This is a genomic window from Prescottella equi, from assembly GCF_002094305.1.
Taxonomy (GTDB): Bacteria; Actinomycetota; Actinomycetes; order Mycobacteriales; family Mycobacteriaceae; genus Prescottella; species Prescottella equi.
Genome location: NZ_LWTX01000001.1, coordinates 728,951 through 751,804, shown reverse-complemented (window position 1 = coordinate 751,804; position 22,854 = coordinate 728,951). Strand labels below are relative to the sequence as shown.

The 22,854-nt window shown below is 69.5% G+C and carries 24 protein-coding genes; 9 read left to right on the top strand and 15 right to left on the bottom strand.

Features of this window, described 5'->3' with window-relative positions:
* Positions 1 to 79: 79 nt before the first annotated feature.
* From A6I89_RS03645 to recO, 3 genes are read right to left on the bottom strand one after another with little or no spacing between them, the layout of a single operon-like run.
* On the bottom strand, positions 80 to 484 hold the full coding sequence (locus tag A6I89_RS03645) for a YbjN domain-containing protein (RefSeq protein ID WP_022596673.1): 405 nt from the start codon (positions 482 to 484) through the stop codon (positions 80 to 82).
* Complete coding sequence (locus tag A6I89_RS03640; protein WP_044991230.1) at positions 481 to 1,293, bottom strand: isoprenyl transferase; 813 nt, start codon at positions 1,291 to 1,293, stop codon at positions 481 to 483. The genes A6I89_RS03645 and A6I89_RS03640 overlap by 4 nt, the downstream gene beginning before the upstream one ends.
* Positions 1,250 to 2,065, bottom strand: coding sequence for a DNA repair protein RecO (recO, locus tag A6I89_RS03635; RefSeq protein WP_013416464.1), 816 nt, complete (start codon positions 2,063 to 2,065; stop codon positions 1,250 to 1,252). Before recO ends, A6I89_RS03640 begins: the two co-directional genes overlap by 44 nt.
* 123 nt (positions 2,066 to 2,188) lie before the next feature.
* On the opposite strand from recO, the gene A6I89_RS03630 reads away from it, so the two are divergent.
* On the top strand, positions 2,189 to 3,616 hold the full coding sequence (locus A6I89_RS03630) for an amidase (protein WP_022596679.1): 1,428 nt from the start codon (positions 2,189 to 2,191) through the stop codon (positions 3,614 to 3,616).
* A 3-nt stretch (positions 3,617 to 3,619) separates the two neighbouring features.
* On the top strand, positions 3,620 to 4,189 hold the full coding sequence (locus A6I89_RS03625) for a TetR/AcrR family transcriptional regulator (protein WP_022596681.1): 570 nt from the start codon (positions 3,620 to 3,622) through the stop codon (positions 4,187 to 4,189).
* Positions 4,190 to 4,223: 34 nt separating this feature from the next.
* Here A6I89_RS03625 and A6I89_RS25015 read toward each other — a convergent pair whose 3' ends face one another.
* The 7 genes from A6I89_RS25015 to A6I89_RS03595 form a co-directional block, all read right to left on the bottom strand.
* A complete protein-coding gene (locus A6I89_RS25015) occupies positions 4,224 to 4,388 on the bottom strand; it encodes a DUF6790 family protein (RefSeq protein ID WP_022596683.1) in 165 nt (54 codons plus the stop codon).
* Positions 4,352 to 4,753, bottom strand: a complete 402-nt coding sequence (locus A6I89_RS03620; RefSeq protein WP_022596685.1) for a DUF6790 family protein — start codon at positions 4,751 to 4,753, stop codon at positions 4,352 to 4,354. Before A6I89_RS03620 ends, A6I89_RS25015 begins: the two co-directional genes overlap by 37 nt.
* A 155-nt stretch (positions 4,754 to 4,908) precedes the next feature.
* The gene (gene era, locus A6I89_RS03615; RefSeq protein ID WP_005512335.1) at positions 4,909 to 5,826 is read right to left on the bottom strand and encodes a GTPase Era; all 918 of its coding nucleotides are present in this window, start codon (positions 5,824 to 5,826) and stop codon (positions 4,909 to 4,911) included.
* 1 nt (position 5,827) lies between these two features.
* Positions 5,828 to 7,150 carry a hemolysin family protein gene (locus A6I89_RS03610; RefSeq protein WP_005512334.1) on the bottom strand — a complete coding sequence of 441 codons (1,323 nt, stop codon included), beginning with the start codon at positions 7,148 to 7,150 and terminating at the stop codon, positions 5,828 to 5,830.
* A gap of 24 nt (positions 7,151 to 7,174) precedes the next feature.
* On the bottom strand, positions 7,175 to 7,717 hold the full coding sequence (gene ybeY, locus A6I89_RS03605) for an rRNA maturation RNase YbeY (protein WP_022596687.1): 543 nt from the start codon (positions 7,715 to 7,717) through the stop codon (positions 7,175 to 7,177).
* A 58-nt stretch (positions 7,718 to 7,775) separates the two neighbouring features.
* Positions 7,776 to 8,867 (bottom strand): PhoH family protein, encoded by a 1,092-nt coding sequence (locus tag A6I89_RS03600; RefSeq protein WP_022596688.1) that lies wholly within the window; start codon positions 8,865 to 8,867, stop codon positions 7,776 to 7,778.
* Between the two features lie 97 nt (positions 8,868 to 8,964).
* Positions 8,965 to 9,621 (bottom strand): TetR/AcrR family transcriptional regulator, encoded by a 657-nt coding sequence (locus A6I89_RS03595; protein ID WP_005512331.1) that lies wholly within the window; start codon positions 9,619 to 9,621, stop codon positions 8,965 to 8,967.
* A gap of 134 nt (positions 9,622 to 9,755) precedes the next feature.
* On the opposite strand from A6I89_RS03595, the gene A6I89_RS03590 reads away from it, so the two are divergent.
* The gene (locus A6I89_RS03590; RefSeq protein ID WP_013416468.1) at positions 9,756 to 11,366 is read left to right on the top strand and encodes an MFS transporter; all 1,611 of its coding nucleotides are present in this window, start codon (positions 9,756 to 9,758) and stop codon (positions 11,364 to 11,366) included.
* Here the strand turns inward: A6I89_RS03590 and A6I89_RS03585 are convergent.
* The 4 genes from A6I89_RS03585 to hrcA all read right to left on the bottom strand — a co-directional run bounded on the left by A6I89_RS03585 (position 11,357) and on the right by hrcA (position 15,276).
* Positions 11,357 to 12,112 carry an alpha/beta hydrolase family protein gene (locus A6I89_RS03585; protein WP_022596690.1) on the bottom strand — a complete coding sequence of 252 codons (756 nt, stop codon included), beginning with the start codon at positions 12,110 to 12,112 and terminating at the stop codon, positions 11,357 to 11,359. The two genes, A6I89_RS03590 and A6I89_RS03585, sit on opposite strands and share 10 nt — an antisense overlap.
* A 92-nt stretch (positions 12,113 to 12,204) precedes the next feature.
* The gene (locus A6I89_RS03580) at positions 12,205 to 12,966 is read right to left on the bottom strand and encodes a 16S rRNA (uracil(1498)-N(3))-methyltransferase (RefSeq protein WP_005512326.1); all 762 of its coding nucleotides are present in this window, start codon (positions 12,964 to 12,966) and stop codon (positions 12,205 to 12,207) included.
* A 15-nt stretch (positions 12,967 to 12,981) separates the two neighbouring features.
* Positions 12,982 to 14,133, bottom strand: a complete 1,152-nt coding sequence (gene dnaJ, locus A6I89_RS03575; RefSeq protein ID WP_005512325.1) for a molecular chaperone DnaJ — start codon at positions 14,131 to 14,133, stop codon at positions 12,982 to 12,984.
* A gap of 99 nt (positions 14,134 to 14,232) precedes the next feature.
* Positions 14,233 to 15,276 carry a heat-inducible transcriptional repressor HrcA gene (gene hrcA / locus A6I89_RS03570; protein ID WP_022596695.1) on the bottom strand — a complete coding sequence of 348 codons (1,044 nt, stop codon included), beginning with the start codon at positions 15,274 to 15,276 and terminating at the stop codon, positions 14,233 to 14,235.
* 227 nt (positions 15,277 to 15,503) lie between these two features.
* Here hrcA and A6I89_RS03565 point away from each other — a divergent pair, with 227 nt between their 5' ends.
* Positions 15,504 to 15,812 (top strand): type II toxin-antitoxin system VapB family antitoxin, encoded by a 309-nt coding sequence (locus tag A6I89_RS03565; protein WP_013416472.1) that lies wholly within the window; start codon positions 15,504 to 15,506, stop codon positions 15,810 to 15,812.
* Between the two features lie 12 nt (positions 15,813 to 15,824).
* Here A6I89_RS03565 and hemW read toward each other — a convergent pair whose 3' ends face one another.
* Entirely contained in the window at positions 15,825 to 17,012 is a 1,188-nt protein-coding gene (gene hemW / locus A6I89_RS03560; protein ID WP_022596697.1) for a radical SAM family heme chaperone HemW, read from the bottom strand.
* A 393-nt stretch (positions 17,013 to 17,405) separates the two neighbouring features.
* On the opposite strand from hemW, the gene A6I89_RS03555 reads away from it, so the two are divergent.
* From A6I89_RS03555 to A6I89_RS03535, 5 genes are read left to right on the top strand one after another with little or no spacing between them, the layout of a single operon-like run.
* A complete protein-coding gene (locus tag A6I89_RS03555; RefSeq protein WP_022596699.1) occupies positions 17,406 to 19,115 on the top strand; it encodes a nitrite/sulfite reductase in 1,710 nt (569 codons plus the stop codon).
* Positions 19,112 to 19,855, top strand: a complete 744-nt coding sequence (locus A6I89_RS03550) for a phosphoadenylyl-sulfate reductase (RefSeq protein ID WP_005512320.1) — start codon at positions 19,112 to 19,114, stop codon at positions 19,853 to 19,855. The genes A6I89_RS03555 and A6I89_RS03550 overlap by 4 nt, the downstream gene beginning before the upstream one ends.
* Complete coding sequence (gene cysD, locus A6I89_RS03545) at positions 19,852 to 20,793, top strand: sulfate adenylyltransferase subunit CysD (RefSeq protein WP_005512319.1); 942 nt, start codon at positions 19,852 to 19,854, stop codon at positions 20,791 to 20,793. The genes A6I89_RS03550 and cysD overlap by 4 nt, the downstream gene beginning before the upstream one ends.
* Before the next feature lie 2 nt (positions 20,794 to 20,795).
* Positions 20,796 to 22,091: a sulfate adenylyltransferase subunit 1 gene (locus A6I89_RS03540; RefSeq protein WP_005512318.1), complete on the top strand. Its 1,296-nt coding sequence runs from the start codon at positions 20,796 to 20,798 to the stop codon at positions 22,089 to 22,091.
* A 4-nt stretch (positions 22,092 to 22,095) separates the two neighbouring features.
* Positions 22,096 to 22,845: a sirohydrochlorin chelatase gene (locus A6I89_RS03535; protein ID WP_044991231.1), complete on the top strand. Its 750-nt coding sequence runs from the start codon at positions 22,096 to 22,098 to the stop codon at positions 22,843 to 22,845.
* Positions 22,846 to 22,854: the final 9 nt, after the last annotated feature.

Here is a 22,854-nt window from a genome sequence, read left to right as displayed (position 1 = left end):
GGTGCGCCTACCGTCCGGAGATGACGCCGTCTCCGTAACGACGGACCCTGGCCAAGATCGGCACTCGGCCGCGGAACCCTTACGCCAGCAGTCCCCCACGCGCGTCCTCGATGCCCGACAGCACGAGCAGCAACATCGTCGCGAGTGGTGCCTCGGTCAGGCCCGTGGCCGGGAAGGTGTAGCGCAGCACGACGTCCGCCAGATTCCCGCGCGTGATCATGCTGATCGATCCGAACTGCGCCTGCGCGTTACGCTCGGCGACCCGCTCGAGCAGCGCCGCGGTGTACGTCCGGTCCCACGCCAGCACCCCGGTCAGCGACAGTACGTCCAAGCCGTCGGCGAGAGTGACGGCGCGCAGCGAGCACAACGCGCCGCCGTACTCGAACCGCAGGGAACCGTCGTCGTCGGATTCGACGGCGACGAAACCCGCGAGCGCCGCCCGCGCCCGCTCCTGCAACGCCTCGGCCGCGTCGGGGGCGCTCACTGGTACTTCACTCCCCCGAAGCGACGATCGCGGGACGCATACTCGACGCACGCAGCCCAGAGGTCGCGGCGGTCGAAGTCCGGAAACAGCTTCTCCTGGAACACCAGTTCCGCGTACGCCGCCTGCCAGATCAGGAAGTTCGACGTCCGCTGCTCGCCGGACGGTCGCAGGAACAGGTCGACGTCGGGCATATCCGGCTCGTCGAGGTACTTCGCGAACGTGGCCTCCGAGATCTTCTCGGGATCGATCCCCCCCGCCGCGGCGCGACGGGCGATCTCCCGGGCCGCGTCGGCGATCTCGGCGCGGCCACCGTAGTTGACGCACATGGTCAGCGTCATCACGGTGTTGTCCTTGGTGAGTTCCTCCGCGATCTCGAGTTCCTTGATGACGCTGCGCCACAGCCGAGGTCGGCGCCCCGCCCACCGCACCCGCACACCCATCTCGTGCATCTCGTCGCGGCGGCGCCGGATGACGTCCCGGTTGAAGCCCATGAGGAACTTGACCTCCTCGGGGCTACGCTTCCAGTTCTCGGTCGAGAACGCGTACGCGGACAGCCACTTCACGCCGATCTCGATGCACCCGGCGACGGTGTCCATCAGGACGTCCTCGCCGCGCTCGTGTCCCGCGGTGCGCGGCAGCCCGCGATCCTGCGCCCACCTGCCGTTGCCGTCCATGACGAGCGCCACGTGGTTGGGGATCAACTCGGGCTGCAGGATGGGCGGGCGGGCGCCCGAGGGGTGCGGGAACGGCGGGCGGATCTCCCGATCAGGCTGAGCTCGAGGTTCGCGTCGTCGAATCACGCTCCCCATCCTGCCTGACCGCCTCATCGTCCCCGACCGCCGCATGGGGTCGGTGACGTTCGATCAGCGGAAGGGTGCGCAACTGCCGTTCGAGGTGCCATTGCAGGTGCGCGGCGATCAGTCCGCTGGCCTGGCTACGCATCGCCGGCGTCGCGAGCTCGGTGTCCTTCCACTGCCCGTGCGCCAGGGCGTCCATGAGATCGAGCACACCGGGCGACGGCGTGGCCGCACCGGGCGGTCGACAGTGCACACAGACGGCGCCACCGGCGGCGACATGGAACGCACGGTGCGGACCGGGCGCCGCACACCGCGCGCAGTCGGTGAGCGCCGGCGCCCAGCCCGCGTAGCCCATCGCCCGCAGCAGGTAGGCGTCGAGGATCAGTTCGACGGGCCGTGTCCGGTCGCCCACCGCCCGCAGCGCTCCGACGGTGAGGCTGTGCAGCCGCGGGACCGGCGCCTTCTCCTCACCGGCCAGCCGCTCCGCGGTCTCGAGGATCGCGCACGCGGTGGTGTAGCGGCCGTAGTCGTCGACGATGTCGGCGCCGAACGCGTCGACGGTGCTCACCTGGGTGACGATGTCCAGGTTGCGCCCGGGATGCAACTGCACGTCGATGTGCGCGAACGGCTCGAGCCGGGCCCCGAACTTGGACTTGGTGCGGCGCACGCCCTTGGCGACCGCGCGGACCAGTCCGTGCTGCCGGGTCAGCAGGGTGACGATGCGGTCGGCCTCGCCCAACTTGTGCTGGCGCAGCACCACCGCATAGTCCCGGTACAACCTCACGTGCCCAGTCTCCCACGCGGTACCGACGCTCACCCACAGGCGCGTCCGCCGAAACCACCCGCAAAAAAACTGCAACGCGTTACTGTTCGTTCGAACGAACGGAAGCGGCGTGAAGGGGCGACAGTGAGCACGGAACTGCGAGAACAGTGCGTCGAGCAGCACGCGCCTGGCCTCGAAGACCAGGTCACGGCCCTGGCTACTGGCCGCGGCACATCCGTCGCCGCGGTGACCGCCGCGCTCGACCGGATCGACGCCGGTCAGGCCACCCTCAACGCCTTCCGGATCGTGCGCCGCGCCGCGGCACTCGCGGAAGCAGCCGAGGCCGACCGCCGCCTGGCCGCCGGGGAACGCCTCCCGCTGCTCGGTGTCCCGATCGCCGTCAAGGACGACGTGGACGTCACGGGTGAGCCCACTGCGTTCGGATGCCCGGGCGACTTCCCGGCCAAGACCGCCGACTCCGAGGTGGTGCGACGACTACGTGCGGCCGGTGCGGTGATCGTCGGCAAGACCAACAGCCCCGAACTGGGCCAGTGGCCGTTCACCGGCGGCGCGTTCGGTCACACCCGCAATCCGTGGGGCCGCGACCACACGCCGGGCGGGTCGTCCGGCGGCAGCGCGGCTGCGGTCGCGGCCGGCATGGTGCCCGCGGCCATCGGATCCGACGGTGCCGGTTCCGTCCGCATCCCGGCGGCGTGGACCCACCTCGTCGGCATCAAACCGCAGCGAGGCCGCATCTCGACGTGGCCCGAGCCCGAATCGTTCCACGGCATCACCGTCAACGGCCCGCTCGCCCGCTCCGTCGCCGACGCCGCCCTGCTGTTCGACGTCGTCGCCGGCAACCACGACGGCGACCTGCACAAGCCACCGCCGGTCACGGTGCGCGACGCGGTCGGCCGCGATCCCGGCCGGCTGCGGATCGCGCTGTCGCTTCGCATCCCGTTCACCGCCACCCCCACCGCGTTGCACCCGGAGATCCGGACCGCGGTGGGCCGCACCGCGCACACTCTGCGCCGGCTCGGCCACGACGTCGTCGTCGACGACCCGGAGTACGGCATCCTGTTGGGCCTCAACTTTCTTCCGCGCTCCCTGGCCGGCATCGAGGTGTGGCTCGACCGCCTTCCCGATCGCAGCCTGGTGGATCCGCGCACCCGCGCCAACGGGCGCACCGGGCGCCTGCTCTCCGGGTGGCCGTTGCGCGCCGCGCGGGCCGCCGAACCGCGGATGCGGCGGCGGATCGGCGCGATCTTCGACGACTACGACGTGGTCCTGGCGCCCACCACCGCCACGCCCCCGCCGCGCGTCGACGCGATGGACGGCATCGGCGGTGTCGCTACCGACAAGGTGATCACCGCGGCATGTCCGTACACGTGGCCGTGGAACATCCTCGGCTGGCCCAGTGTCAACGTCCCCGCAGGCTTCACCACCGACGGGCTGCCGATCGGGGTGCAACTGATGGGCCACGACAACACCGAACCCCTGTTGGTTTCCCTTGCCGCGCAACTCGAAACCGTCGGCCGCTGGCACGAGCACCGGCCCGCTCGGTGGTGGTGACGGATGGGGGCGACGGCGGTGCGCGACCGCATTCTCGCGGCCGCGCTGCAGATCGTCGGCACCGAAGGCGTGCCGGCGCTGACGAACCGGCGCATCGCAGCCGAGGCGGGCGTGGCGCTGGGCTCGATCACCTATCACTTCGCGACGCAGTCGGAGTTGCTGCACGCCGCTCTGACAGGTTTCGTGGCCGAGGAGACCGCGCGGCTGCGTGAGATCGCGGAAAGCTACCGCGACAACGGGATCAGCCTCGAGGACGCCGCGGCCGTCACCGAACAGGTCGCGCACGATCTCGGGTTCTCCGCCGAGCGGATCGCACCGTTCGAGCTCTACATCCAGGCCGGCCGCGACCCGGCACTGCAAGCGGCCGCGACCGCGTGCTTCGCGGCCTACGACGAGCTGACCGTGACGATCCTGACCGCACTCGGCATCCCGGACCCGCAGTCACTCGCCGCCACACTGGTGGCAGTCATCGCGGGCCTGCAGTTGCGCCGCCTCGCCACCGGCGACGGCGGACAGGAGATCTCGGTGGCGGTGCTCCGACTGATCCGGGGCGCCTTCCTCCCGGCGCCGTGACTCGGGATCACTCGACGACGGGGGCCGAGGAGCCTCACCTCGCCCCGAGACGGTCGGTACCCCGCCACAGTTGCGGATGACGTGGACCCACATGTCGCGACAGCACGAGGAAGACAACGGCGATCAGGGGCAGCAGGAAGTCCGTGGGGAGCGCCCACACGTTCATCGGTTCGGTGTTGTCGTGCGCGACCCACTGCATGATGTGGCCGATTCCGTCGCCCCAGAACGAGACGAGCAGGACGAACACGCCCCACTCATCCAGCCGCCCCGGTTGGCCTTCCACGCGCACGCGACGCCGGCAGCGCCGATCGCGATGTCCGCCCAGCCGACCTCCCACTGGAACATCGACTGCGTGTAGCCGATGCCGTCGGCGATCTCGTCCGACGTCGGCCCGATGTGGCCGATTCCGCCGACCACGGTCCACACGCCGCCGCCGACGACCGCCCACAGCGCGACCAGCCCGCACATCCGTCTCGGGGTGCGCCGCTCCGGATGCCGGTCGAGCGCGATGTGCACCGCGGCGCCGAGGACCAGCACACCCCACTGAATCAGGAAGAACCCCATGACATCACCTTCTCGATCCGAGAGGCCTGTGCAGGTCGACGGTTCGATCGTCGCACGCGCCGGGGCACCGCCGGGCCGAAAACAGTCGTGCCGAAAACAGTCGTTCCGCTCCCCCGACCGGGAGAGCGGCACGACGAGAACCAAAGCGACGGACGCTAGAAGCCGAGGCGCCCCAACTGCTTCGGGTCGCGCTGCCAGTCCTTCGCGACCTTGACGTGCAGTTCCAGGAAGATCTTGACGCCGAGCAGCTTCTCGATCTGCTTGCGGGCCGCAGTGCCGACTTCCCGCAGCCGGGCCCCACCCTTACCGATCACGATGCCCTTCTGGCTGGGCCGCTCGACATACAGCAGTGCGTGGACGTCGAGAAGTTCACCCTGCTTCTCGGTGCGCCCCTCACGCTCGCGCACCTCCTCGATGACGACGGCCAGCGAGTGCGGCAATTCGTCGCCGAGACCCTCGAGCGCCGCTTCCCGGATGAGCTCGGCCATGAGCGTTTCCTCGGGCTCGTCGGTGAGCTCGCCGTCGGGGTAGAACGCCGGACCGGGCTCCATCAGACCGGCGAGGACCTTCACCAGCAGTTCGACCTGCTCGCCGGAGACCGCCGACACCGGGATCACCTCGGCTTCGGGGCCGAGAAGCTTGGAGAGCGCCATCAGCTGCGCGGCGACACCGTCCTTGCTGACCTTGTCGATCTTGGTGACGATGCCGACCAGCTTGGTCTTGGGCGCCATCTGACGGACCTGCTCGAGGATCCACCGGTCGCCGGGGCCGATCTTCTCGTCCGCCGGGATGCACAGGCAGATGACGTCGACCTCGGAGTAGGTGTCGCGCACCAGGTCGTTGAGGCGCTGACCGAGCAGCGTGCGCGGCCGGTGCAGGCCGGGGGTGTCGACCAGAATCAACTGGGCGAAGTCGCGGTGCACGATGCCGCGGATGGTGTGGCGTGTCGTCTGCGGGCGCGACGACGTGATCGCGATCTTCTCGCCGACCAGCGCGTTCGTCAGCGTCGACTTGCCCGTATTGGGTCGGCCCACGAAACAAACGAAGCCGGAACGGAATTCGTTGTCGGTCATATCACTCCTGGTTCACGTTTCCGTCTTCGTCCATCTGGCCGGTGTCGCGGTGTTCGTCCGGTATCCGTTCGACGTGCACGGTGCTGATCCGCACCCGACCCCGCACGTCCGCGCCGCCCTCACCGCGCATCCGCAACCCGGCCGTCTCGATCTGCGAGCCGGGCAGCGGTACCCGGCCCAGCTCGTAGCCGAGCAACCCGCCCACGGTTTCGACCTCGTCGCCGGGGATCTCCACGTCGAACAGTTCACCGAGATCCTCGACCGGCAGCCGGGCCGAAACCCGGTACGTGCCGTCACCGAGATCCTCGATCGGCGGAGTCTCGTCGGTGTCGTACTCGTCGGCGATCTCACCGACGATCTCCTCGATCACGTCCTCGATCGTCACCAGCCCGGCGATGCCGCCGTATTCGTCGACCAGCACGGCCATGTGGTTGCGGTCGCGCTGCATCTCGGCGAGCAGGCTGTCGAGCGGTTTCGAATCGGGCACGAACACCGCCGGGCGCATCACCTGCGCCACCTTCACACTGCGGCCGCCGTCGGACGAATAGTACGTCTGCTGCACCAGGTCCTTGAGATACACGACGCCGAGGACGTCGTCGACGTTCTCGCCGATCACCGGGATCCGGGAGTGGCCGCTGCGGACCGCGAGCGTCGTCGCCTGCCCGGCCGTCTTGTCGGCCTCGATCCACACCATCTCGGTGCGCGGCACCATCACCTCGCGTGCCGAGGTGTCGCCGAGTTCGAACACCGACTGGATCATCCGGCGTTCCTCGTCGGCGACGACGCCGCGCTCCTGCGCCAGGTCCACCAGCTCGCGCAACTCGATCTCCGACGCGAACGGGCCGGCCCGGAATCCCCGGCCCGGGGTGAGTGCGTTACCCACCAGGATCAGCAGCCGGCTCACCGGGCTGAGCAGCGTGCCGAGCGCACCGAGCGGAACCGCCGCCGCCAACGCCAACGGGTAGGCGTGCTGCCGGCCCAGGGTGCGTGGCCCCACACCGATCGCCACGTAGTCGACGAGGACCATCGCCACGATGGTCACCGCCATACCCCACATGGGGCCGAGCAGGTCGATCAGCGCCCCCGCGAGCAGGACCGCGGCCGCGATCTCGCACAGGATCCGCAGCAGCACCATGAGGTTGACGTACCGCGGACGGTCCGAGACGATCCGGACCAGCCGCATCGCTCCCGGCCGTTCGTCCTTCGCCATCTCCTCGACGCGCGCCGGTGACAGCGTGTTCAGCGCCGCGTCGAGCGCCGCGAAGAGACCGCCGAGCGGCACCAGCACGACAGCGACGAGCACCAGGACGACTGCGTCGTTCACGTGTCGATCACCGTCCGCCGAGCGTCACTGCTCGGTGCCGTCGAAGAAGCCGGCCTTGCCGAGCAGCTGCTGATCGCGCGCCGCGAGTTGCGCCTCGCGCTCGGCACGTCGCAGGTCCTCGTACCAGTCGGCCAGCAACTGGTTCTGCAGGCCGAACATCTCCTTCTCCTCCTCCGGCTCGGCGTGGTCGTAGCCGAGGAGGTGCAGGACGCCGTGCACGGTGAGCAGCGCCAGTTCGTGATCGAGCGAGTGCCCGGCCTTCTCGGCCTGCTCGAGCGCGAACGACGGGCACAGCACGATGTCGCCGAGCATCGACGGGCCGGGTTCCGGGGCGTCCGGCCGTCCACCGGGCTCGAGTTCGTCCATCGGGAAGGACATGACGTCGGTGGGACCGGGCAGATCCATCCACCGCATGTGGAGGTCGGCCATCGTCCCCGAATCCACGAGCACCATCGACAGCTCCGCCGCGGGATGCACGTCCATGCGCGCGATCACGAACCGGGCGACGCTGATCAAATCCTCGTCGGAGACTTCCATCCCCGATTCGTTGGAGATCTCGATACTCATCTACGTCGTTCCTTCGTCGGCCGCGGGCATGCGGGAGCCGTTGTTCGCGGAGACAACCCTACCGCCGGTGCGAGCGCGGCTGGACCGCCCGCCGCTGTGCCCGATTGCCCAGCGGGAGATCCCCGTTCCGGGTCGACTCGAACCGGTCGTAGGCATCGACGATGTCGGAGACCAACCGGTGCCGGACCACGTCGGAGCTGTCGAGTACCGCGAAGTGGATGCCGTCGATGTCACCCAGGATCTCGGTGGCCGCCCGCAGCCCCGACCGTGCCCCACCGGGCAGATCGACCTGGGTGATGTCGCCGGTCACGACGATCTTGGACCCGAAGCCGAGCCGGGTGAGGAACATCTTCATCTGCTCGGCGGTGGTGTTCTGCGCCTCGTCGAGAATGATGAACGCGTCGTTGAGGGTGCGACCCCGCATGTACGCCAGCGGCGCGACCTCGATGACGCCGGCCTGCATCAGCTTCGGGATCGCCTCGGGATCCATCATGTCGTGCAGCGCATCGTGCAGCGGACGCAGGTACGGGTCGATCTTCTCGTGCAGCGTGCCCGGCAGGAAGCCCAGCCGCTCACCGGCCTCGACCGCGGGACGCGTCAGGATGATCCGCGTCACCTGCTTGGTCTGCAGCGCCTGCACCGCCTTGGCCATCGCCAGATACGTCTTACCGGTACCGGCGGGCCCGACACCGAACACGATGGTGTTCTCGTCGATCGCGTCGACGTAGCGCTTCTGATTGAGCGTCTTGGGCCGGATCGTCTTGCCCCGACGGGACAGGATGTCCAAGCTCAGCACGTCGGCCGGAGAATCCGACAGCCCCTGCGTGAGCATGCCGTGGGTGCGCCGCACCACGTCCGGGGAGATCGGCTGATTGCGACGCACGAGGGACGTCAACTGCTCGAGCACCCGCTCCGCGAGCGCGACGTCCGCAGGCGTTCCGGTGAGCGTGACGGCGTTCCCCCGCACATGGACATCGGCGTCGAGCACCTGCTCGAGAGCGGTCAGATTCTCGTCGGAGGACCCGAGCAAGGGCGGGACCACCTCGGGCGGAAGTTCCATGCTCGAGCGCACATTGCGCTGAGCCGGCTGTGCGGGATCCTGCGGGGTGTCGCGCAAACGCGACCTGCCGTTCTCGACTTGTTCACTCACGTGCGCGCTATGGCCTTCTTCCAGGTCCGATGGGTCGACGACCGGGTCGTCGCGTGTGCCCAAAGTCTAGCGCCAGCCGCCGACAGCGCCCACCGAGTTACCCGCCGGCCTCCTCACCGGGTGCGTCGGCGTCCGCGAGCCAGTCCGCCGCCTCCGAGACGACGGCGACGGCGTCGTCCGGCGGCAGCCCCAGCAACACCAGCCCAGCGGTGGCGAACGTCTCACCCCGGTCGGAGATCGCACCCCGGTTCGCGTGCTCGAGGAGCGTGAGCGTCATGCCCTCGTACATCGCGACCAGGAGCTCGGCGGACAGGTACGACGAGAACATCCCCTCGCGCTGTCCACGCTCGACATTGCCCACCGAGATCGTGCGCAGCGGTTCGAGGAGGTCGTGGATGCGCTCCTCCCCGAGCTCGCGCCGGGCGAACGACAGCAGCACCCGGAACCGGTCCCCGATCGGCCAGGTCCGCAGCGCCAGCACCGCGACCGCCAGGTCGGCCCGCTCCGGTGCAGGCGGCCCGGACGCCAGGCTCGAACAGATCGCCCCGGACGCCTCGGCCACCAGACCCTCGATCAGGGCTTCCCGGTTGGGGAAGTGCGAGTACACCGTGCGGCGAACGACGCCGGCCGCCTTCGCCACGTCGTCCATGCTCGCGTCCGGATCCGCCGCGAACGCGGAGATCGCCGCCTCCAGGATGCGGGCGCGATTGGCGCGCGCCTGGGAACGGACCGGCACCGGAGACTGGGAACTCACCGAACCATCCTCCCCCGAAGGCGCCGTGTGATGTGCACCACCGCGGTATTGCACACCGGTGTGCAACTAACTAACTTGCACATCAATGTGCAACATCGCCGGCGTGCTCGCGCCGGGCGGGAGGGAATTCGAGGATGACGATCACACTGTCTCGGCTGCCGGGAGTCGCCGGCACTCCGGTCGAACGGATGGATCAGCCGTACCCACGCCGCTGGGCCGCCCTCGGGGTGCTGTGCCTGAGCCTGCTCATCGTCGTCATGGCGAACACCGCGCTCATCGTCGCCGCGCCGGACATGACCCGCGACCTGCAGCTGACGAGCTCGGATCTCCAGTGGGTCATCGACGGCTACACCGTCCCCTACGCCGCACTGATGCTGCTGTTCGGCGTCATCGGTGACAAGTACAGCCGACGCGGGGCCCTCTTCGCCGGCCTGCTCGTCTTCGGCGGTGGCGCGGTGTTCGGAAGCCTCGCCGACAGCACCACGTCGGTGATCGCGGCCCGGATGGTCATGGGCGTCGGCGCCGCGATCATCATGCCCGCGACGCTCTCCCTGCTGGTCGCGACGTTCCCTGCCGCCGAGCGCGCCCGCGCCATCGCCGCGTGGGCGGCCACGTCCGGTCTCGCCATCGCCCTGGGACCGCTGCTGGCGGGGTGGTTGCTCGAGACCCGCTCGTGGCACTCCACCTTCCTCATCAACGTCCCGATCGCGGCTCTCGCGATCGTCGCCGCGCTGGTTCTGGTGCCGCCGTCGAAGGCCCACGGACTCGGTCGCATCGACTGGATCGGCGGATTGCTGTCGGTCGTGACGATCGGCTGCCTCGTCTTCGCGATCATCGACGGGTTCCACTTCGGCTGGGGTGCATCGGCACTCATCGCGTCCGCGATCTCGGTGGTCGGCCTGATGCTGTTCCTCGCGTGGGAACTGCGGCACCCGCAGCCACTGCTGAACGTGCGCAAGCTCGGCGAGCGGGCCGTGGGCGGCGCGTCACTGGCGGTGATGCTCGTGTTCCTGACGGCGTTCGGCGCGATGTTCTTCGTCGCCCAGCAATTCCAGTTCGTGCTCGGCTTCGGCCCCCTCGACACCGGTGTCCGGCTCCTGCCGCTGGCCGCCGCCGTCTCCGTCGGTGCCGCGGCCAGCGCCCGGCTGACGCCGCGCATCGGCGCCCGGGCCGTCGTCGCCGGCGGCATGCTCGTCGCGGCGGCGGGCGTCCTGCTGCTCGTCCGCGTCGACGGCGCCTCGACGTACCTCGACTTCGTCCCCACCCTGGTGCTCCTGGGCATCGGTGTGGGCCTGGCGGTTTCACCCGCGACCGACGCCATCATGGGGAGCTTCCCGGACAAGGACCTGGGCGCCGCCGGCGGACTCAACGACACCGCGATCGAGCTCGGCGGGTCGCTCGGCATCGCGATCCTCGGCTCGGTGCTCGCCTCCGCCTACAAGGATGGGATCGCCGGCTTCCTGGCGGCGCTACCGGTTCCGAAACTCACCGGGGCGCAGGCAGATCTGGTCGCCCAAGGGTTGCAGGCGTCGGGCGAATCGGTGGGCGGCGCAGCGATCGTCGCCGAGGAACTGGCGAAGAACCCGTTCGGCGCCGCCCAGGCACAGCCGCTCATGGACGCCGCGACGGTCGCGTTCGCCGACGCGATCTCCCGGGCGAGCCTCGTCGGCGGCCTCGCCCTCGCGGTCGGCGCGGTGGTGGTCGCCGCGATCCTGCCGAGCCGAACCGCCCCGGGTCAGGACTGAGTGCCCAGCAGGACCTCGCGGGAGAGCTTCCAGCTCCGTGTGTTCGGGTCGAGGAAGGCGAAGTGATCCTCGCCCTCGACCAGCGTCAGCTCCACGGGGTCGCCGGCGGCGCGGGCGGCGTCGGCGTACCGGGACGCGATCTTCGCCGGCACCTGGGCGTCCTCGGTGCCGTGGAGGACGACGACGGGAACCCCGATCGGCACGCGATGTTGCGGTGACGCCGACCGGTAGAGCTCGGGATCGACGTCGAACGGCACCCCGAACAGGTCCTCGATGTAGCTGATCCGGCGGCCGCGCTCGGCGGCCGACGCCAGGTCCAGCGCACCGGCCTGCGACACGAACAGCTCCGGCCGGACCGCCGTATCGCGTTGCCCGGCAAGCCACACCGCGAGCTGACCGCCCGCCGAGTGACCGACGACGCGCACCCGGTCCAGATCCAACGGTATCGGCGACGCGTCGGCGACCGGTCCGGCGATCGCGTCCAGCGCGGCCACGACGTCGGCGGACATTTCGGGCCACCGTCCGCCCGCGCCGATCCGGCGGTACTCGATGTTCCACACCGCGACGCCGCTGCGGGCCAGTTCCACCGCGAACGAGGTCCCGAGATTGAGGTGGTACTGCCCGCTCCAGTAGCCGCCGTGGATCACCATGACGACCGGCACCGGACCGTCCCCCGCGCCCTCGGGCGCGTAGAAGTGACCGAACTGCTGCGGTTCGGGTCCGTACTCGATGCGCGTCCGGGGCATGGATCTCACTCCTGTGTCGTGGGCGGCTGCGCCACCCGTGCGCCTTTTCGGTAGCGGGAGGTACCAAAAAGGCGCACGGGCACGAAGTGCCTTCAGTCGATGGGCGCGGACGACCAGCGGTCGGTGAGCACGCCGATCGCCCCGAGCGCCACCGCGGCCGCCGTCGAGGTGCGGAGCACCGTCGGCCCGAGCAGGACGGCGGTGGCTCCCGCACCGGTGAGGGCGGCGATCTCGTCGTCGGACAGTCCCCCTTCGGGGCCGACCACCAGCATCACCTCGGGCGCGTCCCGCAGCGGCAGCGACGCGAACGGCGACTTCGCCGACTCGTGCAGCACTGCCACGACGCCACCGCGTCCGACGACCTCCCGCACCCGCTCCAGTACCTGCTGCGTGTGGTGCAGGTCGGCGACCTCGGGCACGAACGAGCGCCGGGCCTGCTTCGCCGCCGCGATCGCCGCGTTGCGCCAGCGGGTGACGCCCTTGTGGATCTTGGCGCCCTCCCAGCGGGCGACGCAGCGCGACGACTGCCACGGCACGACGACGTCGATCCCCGCCTCGGTGGCAAGTTCGACGGCCAGTTCGGAGCGTTCGGCCTTCGGTAGCGCCTGCACCAGGGTCACCTGCGGCGTGGGCGGCTGCTGGTCGAGCCGGGCTGTCACCTCGAGGTCGAGGCGGTCCTTCCCGGCGGCGGTGACGACGGCGTCGGCGAGACCGCCGCGACCGTCCGCGAGCAGTAGACGCTCACCCGGCTTGATGCGCCGCACCGTCGCGGCGTGCCGGCCCTCCGGCCCGTCGAGTACCGCGGGACGGCCGACGTCGGGCAGGGGGTCGAGATAGAAGACGGTCGCAGCCATCGGGTCCGACGCCGATCAGCGGCCGCTGAAGGCGTCGCGCAGCCGGGAGAACAGGCCGCCGCTGTTCTGCGATCCGGTCGAGACGACCTCGGCCTGATCGCGGTCGCGGTGATTCTTGAACTCCTGCAGCAGCTTGCTCTGCTTGCCGTCGAGCCTCGACGGGATGACCACCTCGAGATGCGCATGGACGTCGCCGCGCACCGTGGAGCGCAGCTTCGGCATGCCGTGGCCACGCAGGACCGACACCGATCCGGGCTGCGTGCCCGGGTCGACGGTGATCTCGGTGGGACCGTCGATGATGGTGTCGAGCGTGACGGTGGTGCCGAGGGCCGCGTCGACCATCGGGACCCGGATGGTGCAGTGCAGATCGTCGCCGTCGCGGACGAACACCTCGTGCGGCTGCTCGATGACCTCGACGTAGAGGTCACCGGCGGGGCCGCCGCCGGGGCCGACCTCGCCCTGCGCGGCGAGGCGGATGCGCATGCCACCCGAGACACCGGCCGGGACCTTCACGGTGATGTCGCGGCGGGCGCGGACGCGGCCGTCTCCACCGCACTTGTGGCACGGATCCGGGATGGTCTCGCCGACGCCACGGCACGTCGGGCAGGGACGCGAGGTCATGACCTGGCCCAGGAACGAGCGCTGCACGGACTGGACCTCGCCGGCGCCGCCACACGTCTCGCAGCGGACCGGCTGGGAGTCGCCGTGCGTGCCCGAACCGGTGCACCCGTCGCACAGGATCGCGGTGTCGACGGTGATCGTCTTCGTCACGCCGGTGGCGCACTCGGCGAGGGTCAGCTTGGTGCGCAGCAGGGAGTCCGCGCCGGGCTGCACCCGCCCACGCGGGCCGCGCGCGGTTCCGCCGCTGCCACCGAAGAACGCCTCGAACACGTCGCCGAGACCGCCGAACCCGGCCCCGCTGAAGCCGCCTGCTCCGGCCGAGGCGCCGGACTCCATCGGGTCGCCGCCGAGATCGACGATGCGGCGCTTCTCGGGATCCGAGAGCACCTCGTAGGCCGTGGAGACCTCACGGAACCTGGCCTGCGCCGTCTCGTCGGGATTGACGTCCGGATGCAGTTCACGGGCGAGCTTTCGGTATGCCCGCTTGATCTCCTGATCGCTCGCCTTCGGTCCGACGCCGAGCGTGCCGTAGTAATCCCGTGCCACTTTGGGTATCTCGTCCTTCTCTACATCGTTCGCATCAAACGGTGAGCGTCGCCCGGCACCGGTCGGTCCCGGCCCGGCCACGTGGCGCCCGTCCGCGCACTACCGCTCGGCGAGTACTTCGCCGATGTACCTGGCAACGGCAGCCACCGAGGCAATTGTTCCCGGGTAGTCCATCCGGGTGGGACCGAGGACCCCCACACCGCCGAACACGGTACCGGCCGTGCCGTAACCCGTGGAGATCACCGAGGTGCCCCGCATCTCCTCGACCTGTGTCTCCTCACCGATACGCACGGTGACCCGGCCGGCGTCCTGCGTCGCCGCGATCAGCTTGAGGACCACCACCTGCTCCTCGAGCGCCTCGAGCACGGAACGCAGTGAGCCGGGCAGCCCCGCCTGCATGGTGAAATCGGCCGCGTTGCGTGTCAGGTTCGCGGTCCCACCCAGGACCAGGCGATCCTCGGGGTGTTCGACCAGGGTCTCTACCAGCACCGTGGCCGAGCGGATCACCGCGTCGCGCAGATTCTCGGGCGCATCCTCGGCCAGTTCGGACACCGCGATGGAAGCTGCGGCCAGCCGCTTCCCTTCGAGCGCACCGCCGAGTAGCGCCCGCAGCCGGGACAGGTCCTCGTCGTCGATCACGTCGCCGAGTTCGACGATTCGCTGGTCGACGCGTCCGGAGTCGGTGATCAGCACCATCAGCAGGCGCGCCGGCGTGAGGGCCACCACCTCGAGGTGACGCACCGACGATGCCGACAGCGTGGGGTACTGCACGACGGCGACCTGCCGGGTGAGCTGCGCGAGCAGCCGCACCCCGCGCCGAAGGACGTCGTCCAGGTCGACACCGGACTCGAGAAACTCGAGAATCGCGCGGCGCTCGGCCGCCGAGAGCGGCTTGACGTCGGCGATCCGGTCGACGAACTGGCGATAGCCCTTGTCGGTCGGTACCCGGCCCGAACTGGTGTGCGGCTGGGTGATGTACCCCTCGGCCTCGAGGGCCGCCATGTCGTTGCGGATGGTGGCACTGGAGACGCCCAGGTTGTGACGTTCGACCAGGGCCTTCGACCCGATCGGCTCCTGCGTCGAGACGTAGTCGGCGACGATCGCCCGGAGTACCTCGAATCGTCGTTCCTCCGTGCTCGCCACCGCCACCCACCTCCGTTTCGCGCTGCGGCCCGGGTTGTCCCGGAGCCGTGCATCCCGCCCTGCGCGGGATCCACCTCGGTACCCAGTCTAATGGCCCCGCCCGGACGGAACTTCGCAGGCCGCGCCGGACATTCGAGGCACACGGAACAATTGCCTCGTAGGCCGTACTGTGGTCACCGGTCGGGCCGCAGGACCCGTCCTACGGTCGAGAACTACGGGCGGTGAACATGATCTTCAAGGGTGTCAGGGAAGGCAAGCCGTATCCGGATCACGGATTGACGCTGCGCGACTGGGCCCAGATACCGCCGCGGCAGGTGCGCCTCGACGAGATCGTGACGACCACCCGGGTGTTGCAGCTCGACCGGCTGCTGGACGAGGATTCGACGTTCTACGGCGACCTGTTCCCCCACGCCGTGCTGTGGGAGGGGACCATCTACCTCGAGGACGGCGTCCATCACGCCGTGCGCTCGGCCCTGCGCAACCGCGTCGTGCTGCACGCACGGGTCTACGACTACGACGCGGCACCGACCGAGTAGGTCGGCCCCGGGTCAATCCAGGATGTCCCGGACCACGGCGTCGGCGAGCAGCCGCCCACGATCGGTGAGCACCAGGTGGGCGCCCTCGACGCGCGCGAGTCCGTCCGCCACCACCCGCTCGGCGGCACCGCGTTCACTGTCGCCCAGATCCGACAGCGACAGCCCGGTGCGTAGCCGAACGGTCAGCATGACGCGTTCCACGTGCGCGTCCTCGGCGGTGAGCGTCTCGCTGCCCCCGACCGGGAGTTCCCCCGCCGACAGCCGGTCCGCGTAGCGCGCGGGATGCTTGACGTTCCACCACCGCACCCCACCGACGTGGCTGTGCGCGCCCGGGCCGGCACCCCACCAGTCGCCGCCGTCCCAGTAGCCGAGGTTGTGGCGGCAGCGCGACGCATCGTTCGCGGCCCAGTTCGACACCTCGTACCAGTGCAACCCCGCGTCGGCGAGACGCGCGTCGATCCGTTCGTAGCGGAAGGCCAGGACGTCGTCGTCGGGTGCGGGCAGTTCGCCACGGCGCACCCTGCGGGCCAGCGCGGTGCCGTCCTCGACGATCAGCGCGTACGCGGAGACGTGGTCGACGCCCGCGCCGAGGACCGCGTCCAGCGACGCATCGAGGTCGCGATCGGTCTCGCCGGGGGTGCCGTAGATGAGGTCGAGGTTGACGTGGTCGAACCCGGCGGCCCGCGCCTCACGTGCGGCGGCCACCGCCCGGCCCGGAGTGTGGGTGCGGTCGAGCACGCGCAGCACGTGCTCGGCGGCCGACTGCATGCCCAGCGAGATCCGCGTGAAACCCGCCTCGCGCAGCCTGCTGAAGAACTCCGGCGACGTGGACTCCGGGTTGGACTCGGTGGTCACCTCTGCGCCGTCGGCGAGGCCGAAGCTCGCCTGTACCGCCCCGAGGACCTCGGCGAGGCCGTCGCCGCCGAGGAGCGAGGGCGTACCGCCGCCGACGAACACCGTGTCGACCTTCGGAGCGCCGGTGATCTCGGCCGCCGACGCGAGCTCGCGCTTCAATGCCTCGAGCCAGGACTGCGGCGACGCCGACGTGCCGAGTTCCCCCGCCGTGTAGGTGTTGAAGTCGCAGTACCCGCACCGCGTGGCACAGAACGGGACGTGGACGTAGATGCCGAACGGCCGTGTCCCCACTCCTTCGAGCGCCGACACGGGAAGTTCCAGGCGTGTCGATTCGACATCGACCACTGATCCACTCACGTCTCCAGTGTCCCAGCCATCCGATCTGCCGCCACGAACGCCCGCCCATCAGGACATTTCCCGGAATTTTCGGGGAAATATGCTCCCGGTGGTCGGCAGACGGCAAATCCCGTGGCAGAATGGCCCGCATGACAGATACCGGGGTGCGATTGGTGGCGCGGCGCCACGTCGACCTCAAGCGTGTCTGTAGCTGTTGTTGTCTGTCCTGCGGCGTGTAGCGGCCAGCGTTTCCCTGCCCTGAAGCAGCGGCGCTCGCCTGCGTTCGTCTCCCCCCGTTAGGCCCGTAACCCGGCCGGCCGAGGACGACCCCGCGAGGAAGCAGCCCTCCTCTCCCTGTCTTCGACCGGTGCACCGTGAGATTCACGAAATTCAGGAGCACCCATGACGTCGACCACCGACGCCGAATCTGCCGTGAGCCCGCCGGCGCGCACCGCGCGTCCGAAAAAGCGTGTCTCCGAGGGCCAGTGGGCCCTCGGCTACCGCGAGCCGCTCAACGCGAACGAGCAGATCAAGAAGGACGACAACCCGCTCAACGTCCGCACGCGCATCGAGAACATCTACTCGAAGCAGGGTTTTGACAGCATCGACAAGGCCGACCTGCGCGGCCGCATGCGCTGGTGGGGCCTGTACACGCAGCGCGAGGAGGGCTACGACGGCACCTTCACGGGTGACGAGAACATCGACCTGCTCGAGGCGAAGTACTTCATGATGCGGGTGCGGTGCGACGCCGGCGCCCTCACCGCCGCGCAGTTGCGCACGATCGGCGAACTCTCGACCGAGTTCGCCCGCGACACCGCCGACCTCTCGGACCGCGAGAACGTCCAGTACCACTGGATCGAGATCGAGAACGTCCCCGAGATCTGGCAGCGGCTCGAGGCCGTCGGTCTCGGGACCACCGAGGCGTGCGGCGACTGCCCTCGCGTCGTGCTCGGATCCCCGCTGGCCGGCGAGTCGTTCGACGAGATCCTCGACCCGACCCCGGCGATCGACGCGATCGTCCGCCGCTACATCGGCGATCCCGAGTACTCGAACCTGCCGCGCAAGTTCAAGACCGCGATCTCCGGGCAGCAGGACGTGGTGCACGAGATCAACGACGTCGCGTTCGTGGGCGTGAACCACCCCGAGCACGGTCCGGGCCTGGACCTGTGGGTGGGCGGCGGCCTGTCGACGAATCCGATGCTGGCGCAGCGCGTCGGCGTGTGGGTGCCGCTCGACGAGGTCCCGGACGTGTGGGAGGCCGTGGTCTCGATCTTCCGCGACTACGGCTACCGCCGGCTGCGCGCGAAGGCGCGGCTGAAGTTCCTGATCAAGGACTGGGGCATCGAGAAGTTCAGGGAAGTTCTCGAACAGGAGTACCTGAAGAGGCCCCTCATCGACGGCCCCGCGCCGGAGAAGCCCGAGCGCCCGATCGACCACATCGGCGTCCAGAAGCTGCGCAACGGCCTCAACGCGATCGGGTTCTCCCCCATCGCCGGCCGCGTGTCGGGCACCATCCTGACCAAGGTCGCCGCCGCGGCCGAGGCGGTCGGCTCCGACCGCATCCGCTTCACGCCGTACCAGAAGCTGATCGTGCTCGACGTGCCCGACGACAAGGTCGAGGAACTGATCGCCGAACTGCAGCCCCTCGGCCTGCACGCCCGGCCGTCGCACTGGCGTCGGAACCTGCTGGCCTGCAGTGGTATCGAATTCTGCAAGCTGTCGTTCGTGGAGACCCGCAAGCGCTCGCAGGTGCTCGCGCCGGAACTCGAGGAGCGGCTCGCGGACATCAATGCCCAGTTGGACGTCCCGATCACGATCAACATCAACGGCTGCCCCAACTCGTGCGGCCGGTCCCAGATCGCCGATATCGGGTTCAAGGGCCAGTTGGTCGACGACGGCGAGGGCAACCAGATCGAGGGTTTCCAGGTGCACCTGGGCGGCAGCCTCGGCCTGGACAGCGCCTTCGGCCGGAAGCTGCGCCAGCACAAGGTGACCAGCGCCGAACTCGGCGACTACATCGACCGGGTGGTGCGCAACTTCGTGAAGCACCGCAACGAGGGTGAACGCTTCGCACAGTGGGCAGTTCGAGCAGACGAGGGGGATTTGCGTTGACGATCGACATCACCACGGCAACCCAGGACGAGCTCCGGGCACTTGCCGCGCAGGGCGCAGCGGAGCTGGACGGCGCGTCCGCGCGGGAATTGCTGCAGTGGACCGAGGACACGTTCGGGGCCGGGGCGAGCGAAGCGACGGGGTATCGCAACAGCTACATCGTCGCGTCGAACATGCAGGACGGCGTGCTGGTTCACCTTGCCGCACAGGTCCATCCGGGCGTGGACGTGCTCTTCCTCGAGACCGGATACCACTTCCCCGAGACCATCGGCACCCGTGACGCGGTGGAGCAGGTGTACGGCGTCAACGTCATCAACGCACAGACCGACGTCTCGGTCGCCGAGCAGGACGCGGCCGAGGGCAAGGACCTGTTCGCCCGCGAGCCCAACCGCTGCTGCGCGCTGCGCAAGGTCGCGCCGCTGAAGGCGACGCTGAAGAACTACCGGGCGTGGGTCACCGGCATCCGCCGGGTCGAGGCCCCCACCCGGGCGAACGCGCCGTTGATCTCGTTCGACGAGGCGTTCGGACTGGTGAAGATCAATCCCATCGCTGCATGGTCGGACGACGACATGCAGGCGTACATCGACGAGCACTCGATCCTGGTGAATCCGCTCGTCGACGAGGGGTATCCCTCCATCGGGTGCGCTCCGTGCACCGTCAAACCTCTCCCCGGCGCCGATCCGCGCAGCGGTCGGTGGGCCGGTTCGGCCAAGACAGAATGCGGGTTGCACGCCTCATGACCATCGACATCTCCCTCCCCGAGCCGCGGCTTCAGCTCGACGGCAACAAGTTCGACACCCTCGACGCCCTCGAGTCCGAGGCCATCCACATCTTCCGTGAGGTGGCCGGCGAGTTCGAGCGGCCCGTGATCCTGTTCTCGGGCGGCAAGGACTCGACGGTGCTGCTGCACCTGGCGATCAAGGCGTTCTGGCCGGCCCCGCTGCCGTTCGCGCTGCTGCACGTCGACACCGGACACAACCTGCCGGAGGTGCTGGACTTCCGCGACCACGTCGTCGCGAAGTACAACCTGCGCCTGCACGTGGCCAAGGTGGAGGACTACCTCGCCGACGGCCGCCTCACCGAGCGCCCCGACGGGATCCGCAACCCGCTGCAGACCGTGCCGCTGCTCGACGCGATCGCCGAGCACCGCTTCGACGCCGTGTTCGGCGGAGCGCGCCGTGACGAGGAGCGGGCCCGCGCCAAGGAGCGGATCTTCTCGCTGCGCAACGCGTTCGGGCAGTGGGACCCCAAGCGTCAGCGTCCCGAGCTGTGGAACCTGTACAACGGCCGGCATTCCCCCGGCGAGCAGGTCCGCGTCTTCCCGTTGAGCAACTTCACCGAACTCGACATCTGGCGCTACATCGCGCGGGACAACGTCGAACTGGCGAGCATCTACTACGCCCACCAGCGTCCGGTGTACCAGCGCGACGGCATGTGGATGACCCCGGGCGTGTGGGGTGGCCCGGCCGAAGGCGAAGAGCTGCAGACGCTGTCGGTCCGCTACCGCACCGTCGGTGACGGATCCACCACCGGCGCGGTGCTGTCCGAGGCCGCCGACAACGAGGCCATCCTGGCCGAGGTCGCGGCGTCCCGGCTCACCGAGCGCGGCGCCACCCGCGGCGACGACCGAGTTTCCGAAGCGGCCATGGAAGACCGCAAGCGAGAGGGCTACTTCTGATCATGAGCGACCTGCTACGACTCGCTACCGCGGGCAGCGTCGACGACGGCAAGTCCACTCTCGTGGGCCGGCTGCTGTACGACACCAAATCCGTTCTGGCCGACCAGATCGACGCCGTCACCCGCGCGTCGGTCGACAAGGGCCTGTCCACCCCCGACCTGTCGCTACTCGTCGACGGCCTGCGTGCCGAGCGCGAGCAGGGCATCACGATCGACGTCGCATATCGCTACTTCGCGACACCGCGCCGCTCGTTCGTGCTGGCCGACACCCCGGGCCACGTGCAGTACACCCGCAACACCGTGTCGGGCGCGTCCACCGCGCAGTTGGTGATCCTCCTGGTGGACGCGCGCAAGGGCGTCATCTCGCAGACCCGTAAGCACGCCGCGGTGCTGGCGCTGCTCGGAGTGCCGCGACTGGTGCTGGCGGTCAACAAGATCGACCTCGTCGAGGATCCGGCGCAGGTGTTCGCCGACATCACGGCCGAGTTCCGTTCGCTGACCGGATCTCTCGGCTGGGACGACGCCGACGTCCAGGCGATCCCGGTGTCCGCGCTACACGGCGACAACGTCGCCGTGGCGTCGGACAACACGCCGTACTACGACGGGCCGACGCTGATCGAGCATCTCGAATCGGTGCCCGTGGACAGCGACAACGAGGGCAAGCACGCCGTGGGTCTGCGGTTCCCCGTGCAGTACGTGATCCGTCCGCGCACCGCCGAGTTCCCCGACTACCGCGGCTACGCCGGTCAGGTGGCGGCCGGTTCGGTGGTGCCCGGCGACGAGGTGGTGATCCTGCCTTCCGGTACCCGGACGACGGTCACCCGCATCGACACCGCCGACGGCGAACTCGACGTCGCGCACGCGGGCCGCAGCGTGACGCTGGTGCTCGCCGACGACGTCGACGTCTCCCGCGGCGACACCATCGCGGCGCCGTCCGGCGCGCCGGAGCCGATCGACCAGTTCGACGCCACCGTGTGCTGGCTCGCCGAGAAGCCGCTTCGTCCGGGCGCACGCCTGCTGCTCAAGCACGGCACCCGCACCACGCAGGCCATCGTCGGCGCGCTCGTCGAGCGCCTCGACGAGCAGGAACTGACGTCGGAGCTGTCCCCGGAAACCCTCGAGCTCAACGAGATCGGCAAGATCTCGGTGCGTGTCGCGGAACCGATCGTGGCCGACGACTACACCGTCAACCGGCACACCGGCAGTTTCCTGCTGATCGATCCCGCCGGCGGCAACACGCTCGCGGCCGGTCTGGTGGGCGACGCCATCGCCGCGGTCGAGCTCGGTGAGCGGGTCTGACACCGTGACTCCACTGATCGCCGTCGCACACGGCAGTCGTGATCCCCGATCCGCTCGGGTGGTCACGGCTGCCGTGGCGGCGATCCGCGCGCAGCGGCCGGACGTCGACGTCCGGTTGTGCTTCCTCGACCTGAACACGCCGTCGGTGGACCAGGTCGTCGACGCCGTCGCCGCGGAGGGGCATACCGCTGCAGTGGTGGTGCCCCTGCTGCTCGGCAGCGCGTTCCATGCCCGCGTGGATCTGCCCGGGATCCTGGCCGCTGCCCGCGCACGGCACCCGCAGCTGACGCTCGTCCAGTCCGACGTCCTGGGCCACGACCGCCGCCTCGTCGACGCGGTACGGGACCGGATCACCGAGACCGGTGTCGCCACCGACGACACCCGCGCCGGAGTCGTGCTCGCCGCGGTCGGCTCGTCCGATTCGCGGGCCAACGATCGCACCCGCGCACTGGCCGGCGTCCTCGCCGACGGCAACCTGTGGGCGACGGCCGCCTGCTTCGCAACCTCCGCCGAACCGACCGTCGGACAGGCGATCTCACAGCTGCGCTCGCGAGGGGTCGAGCGCATCGTGATCGCCCCGTGGTTCCTGGCGCCGGGACGCCTCACCGACCGTCTCGGCGCAGCCGCACTCGACGCCGCTCCCGACGTCGTGTTCGCCGAGACGATCGGCGCACACCGGAACGTCGCCGAAGTTGCGCTCGATCGGTACCGGACCGCCCTCGGCGCAGCGGACTCGTGGCGACTCTCCGCCTGACGTTTACAG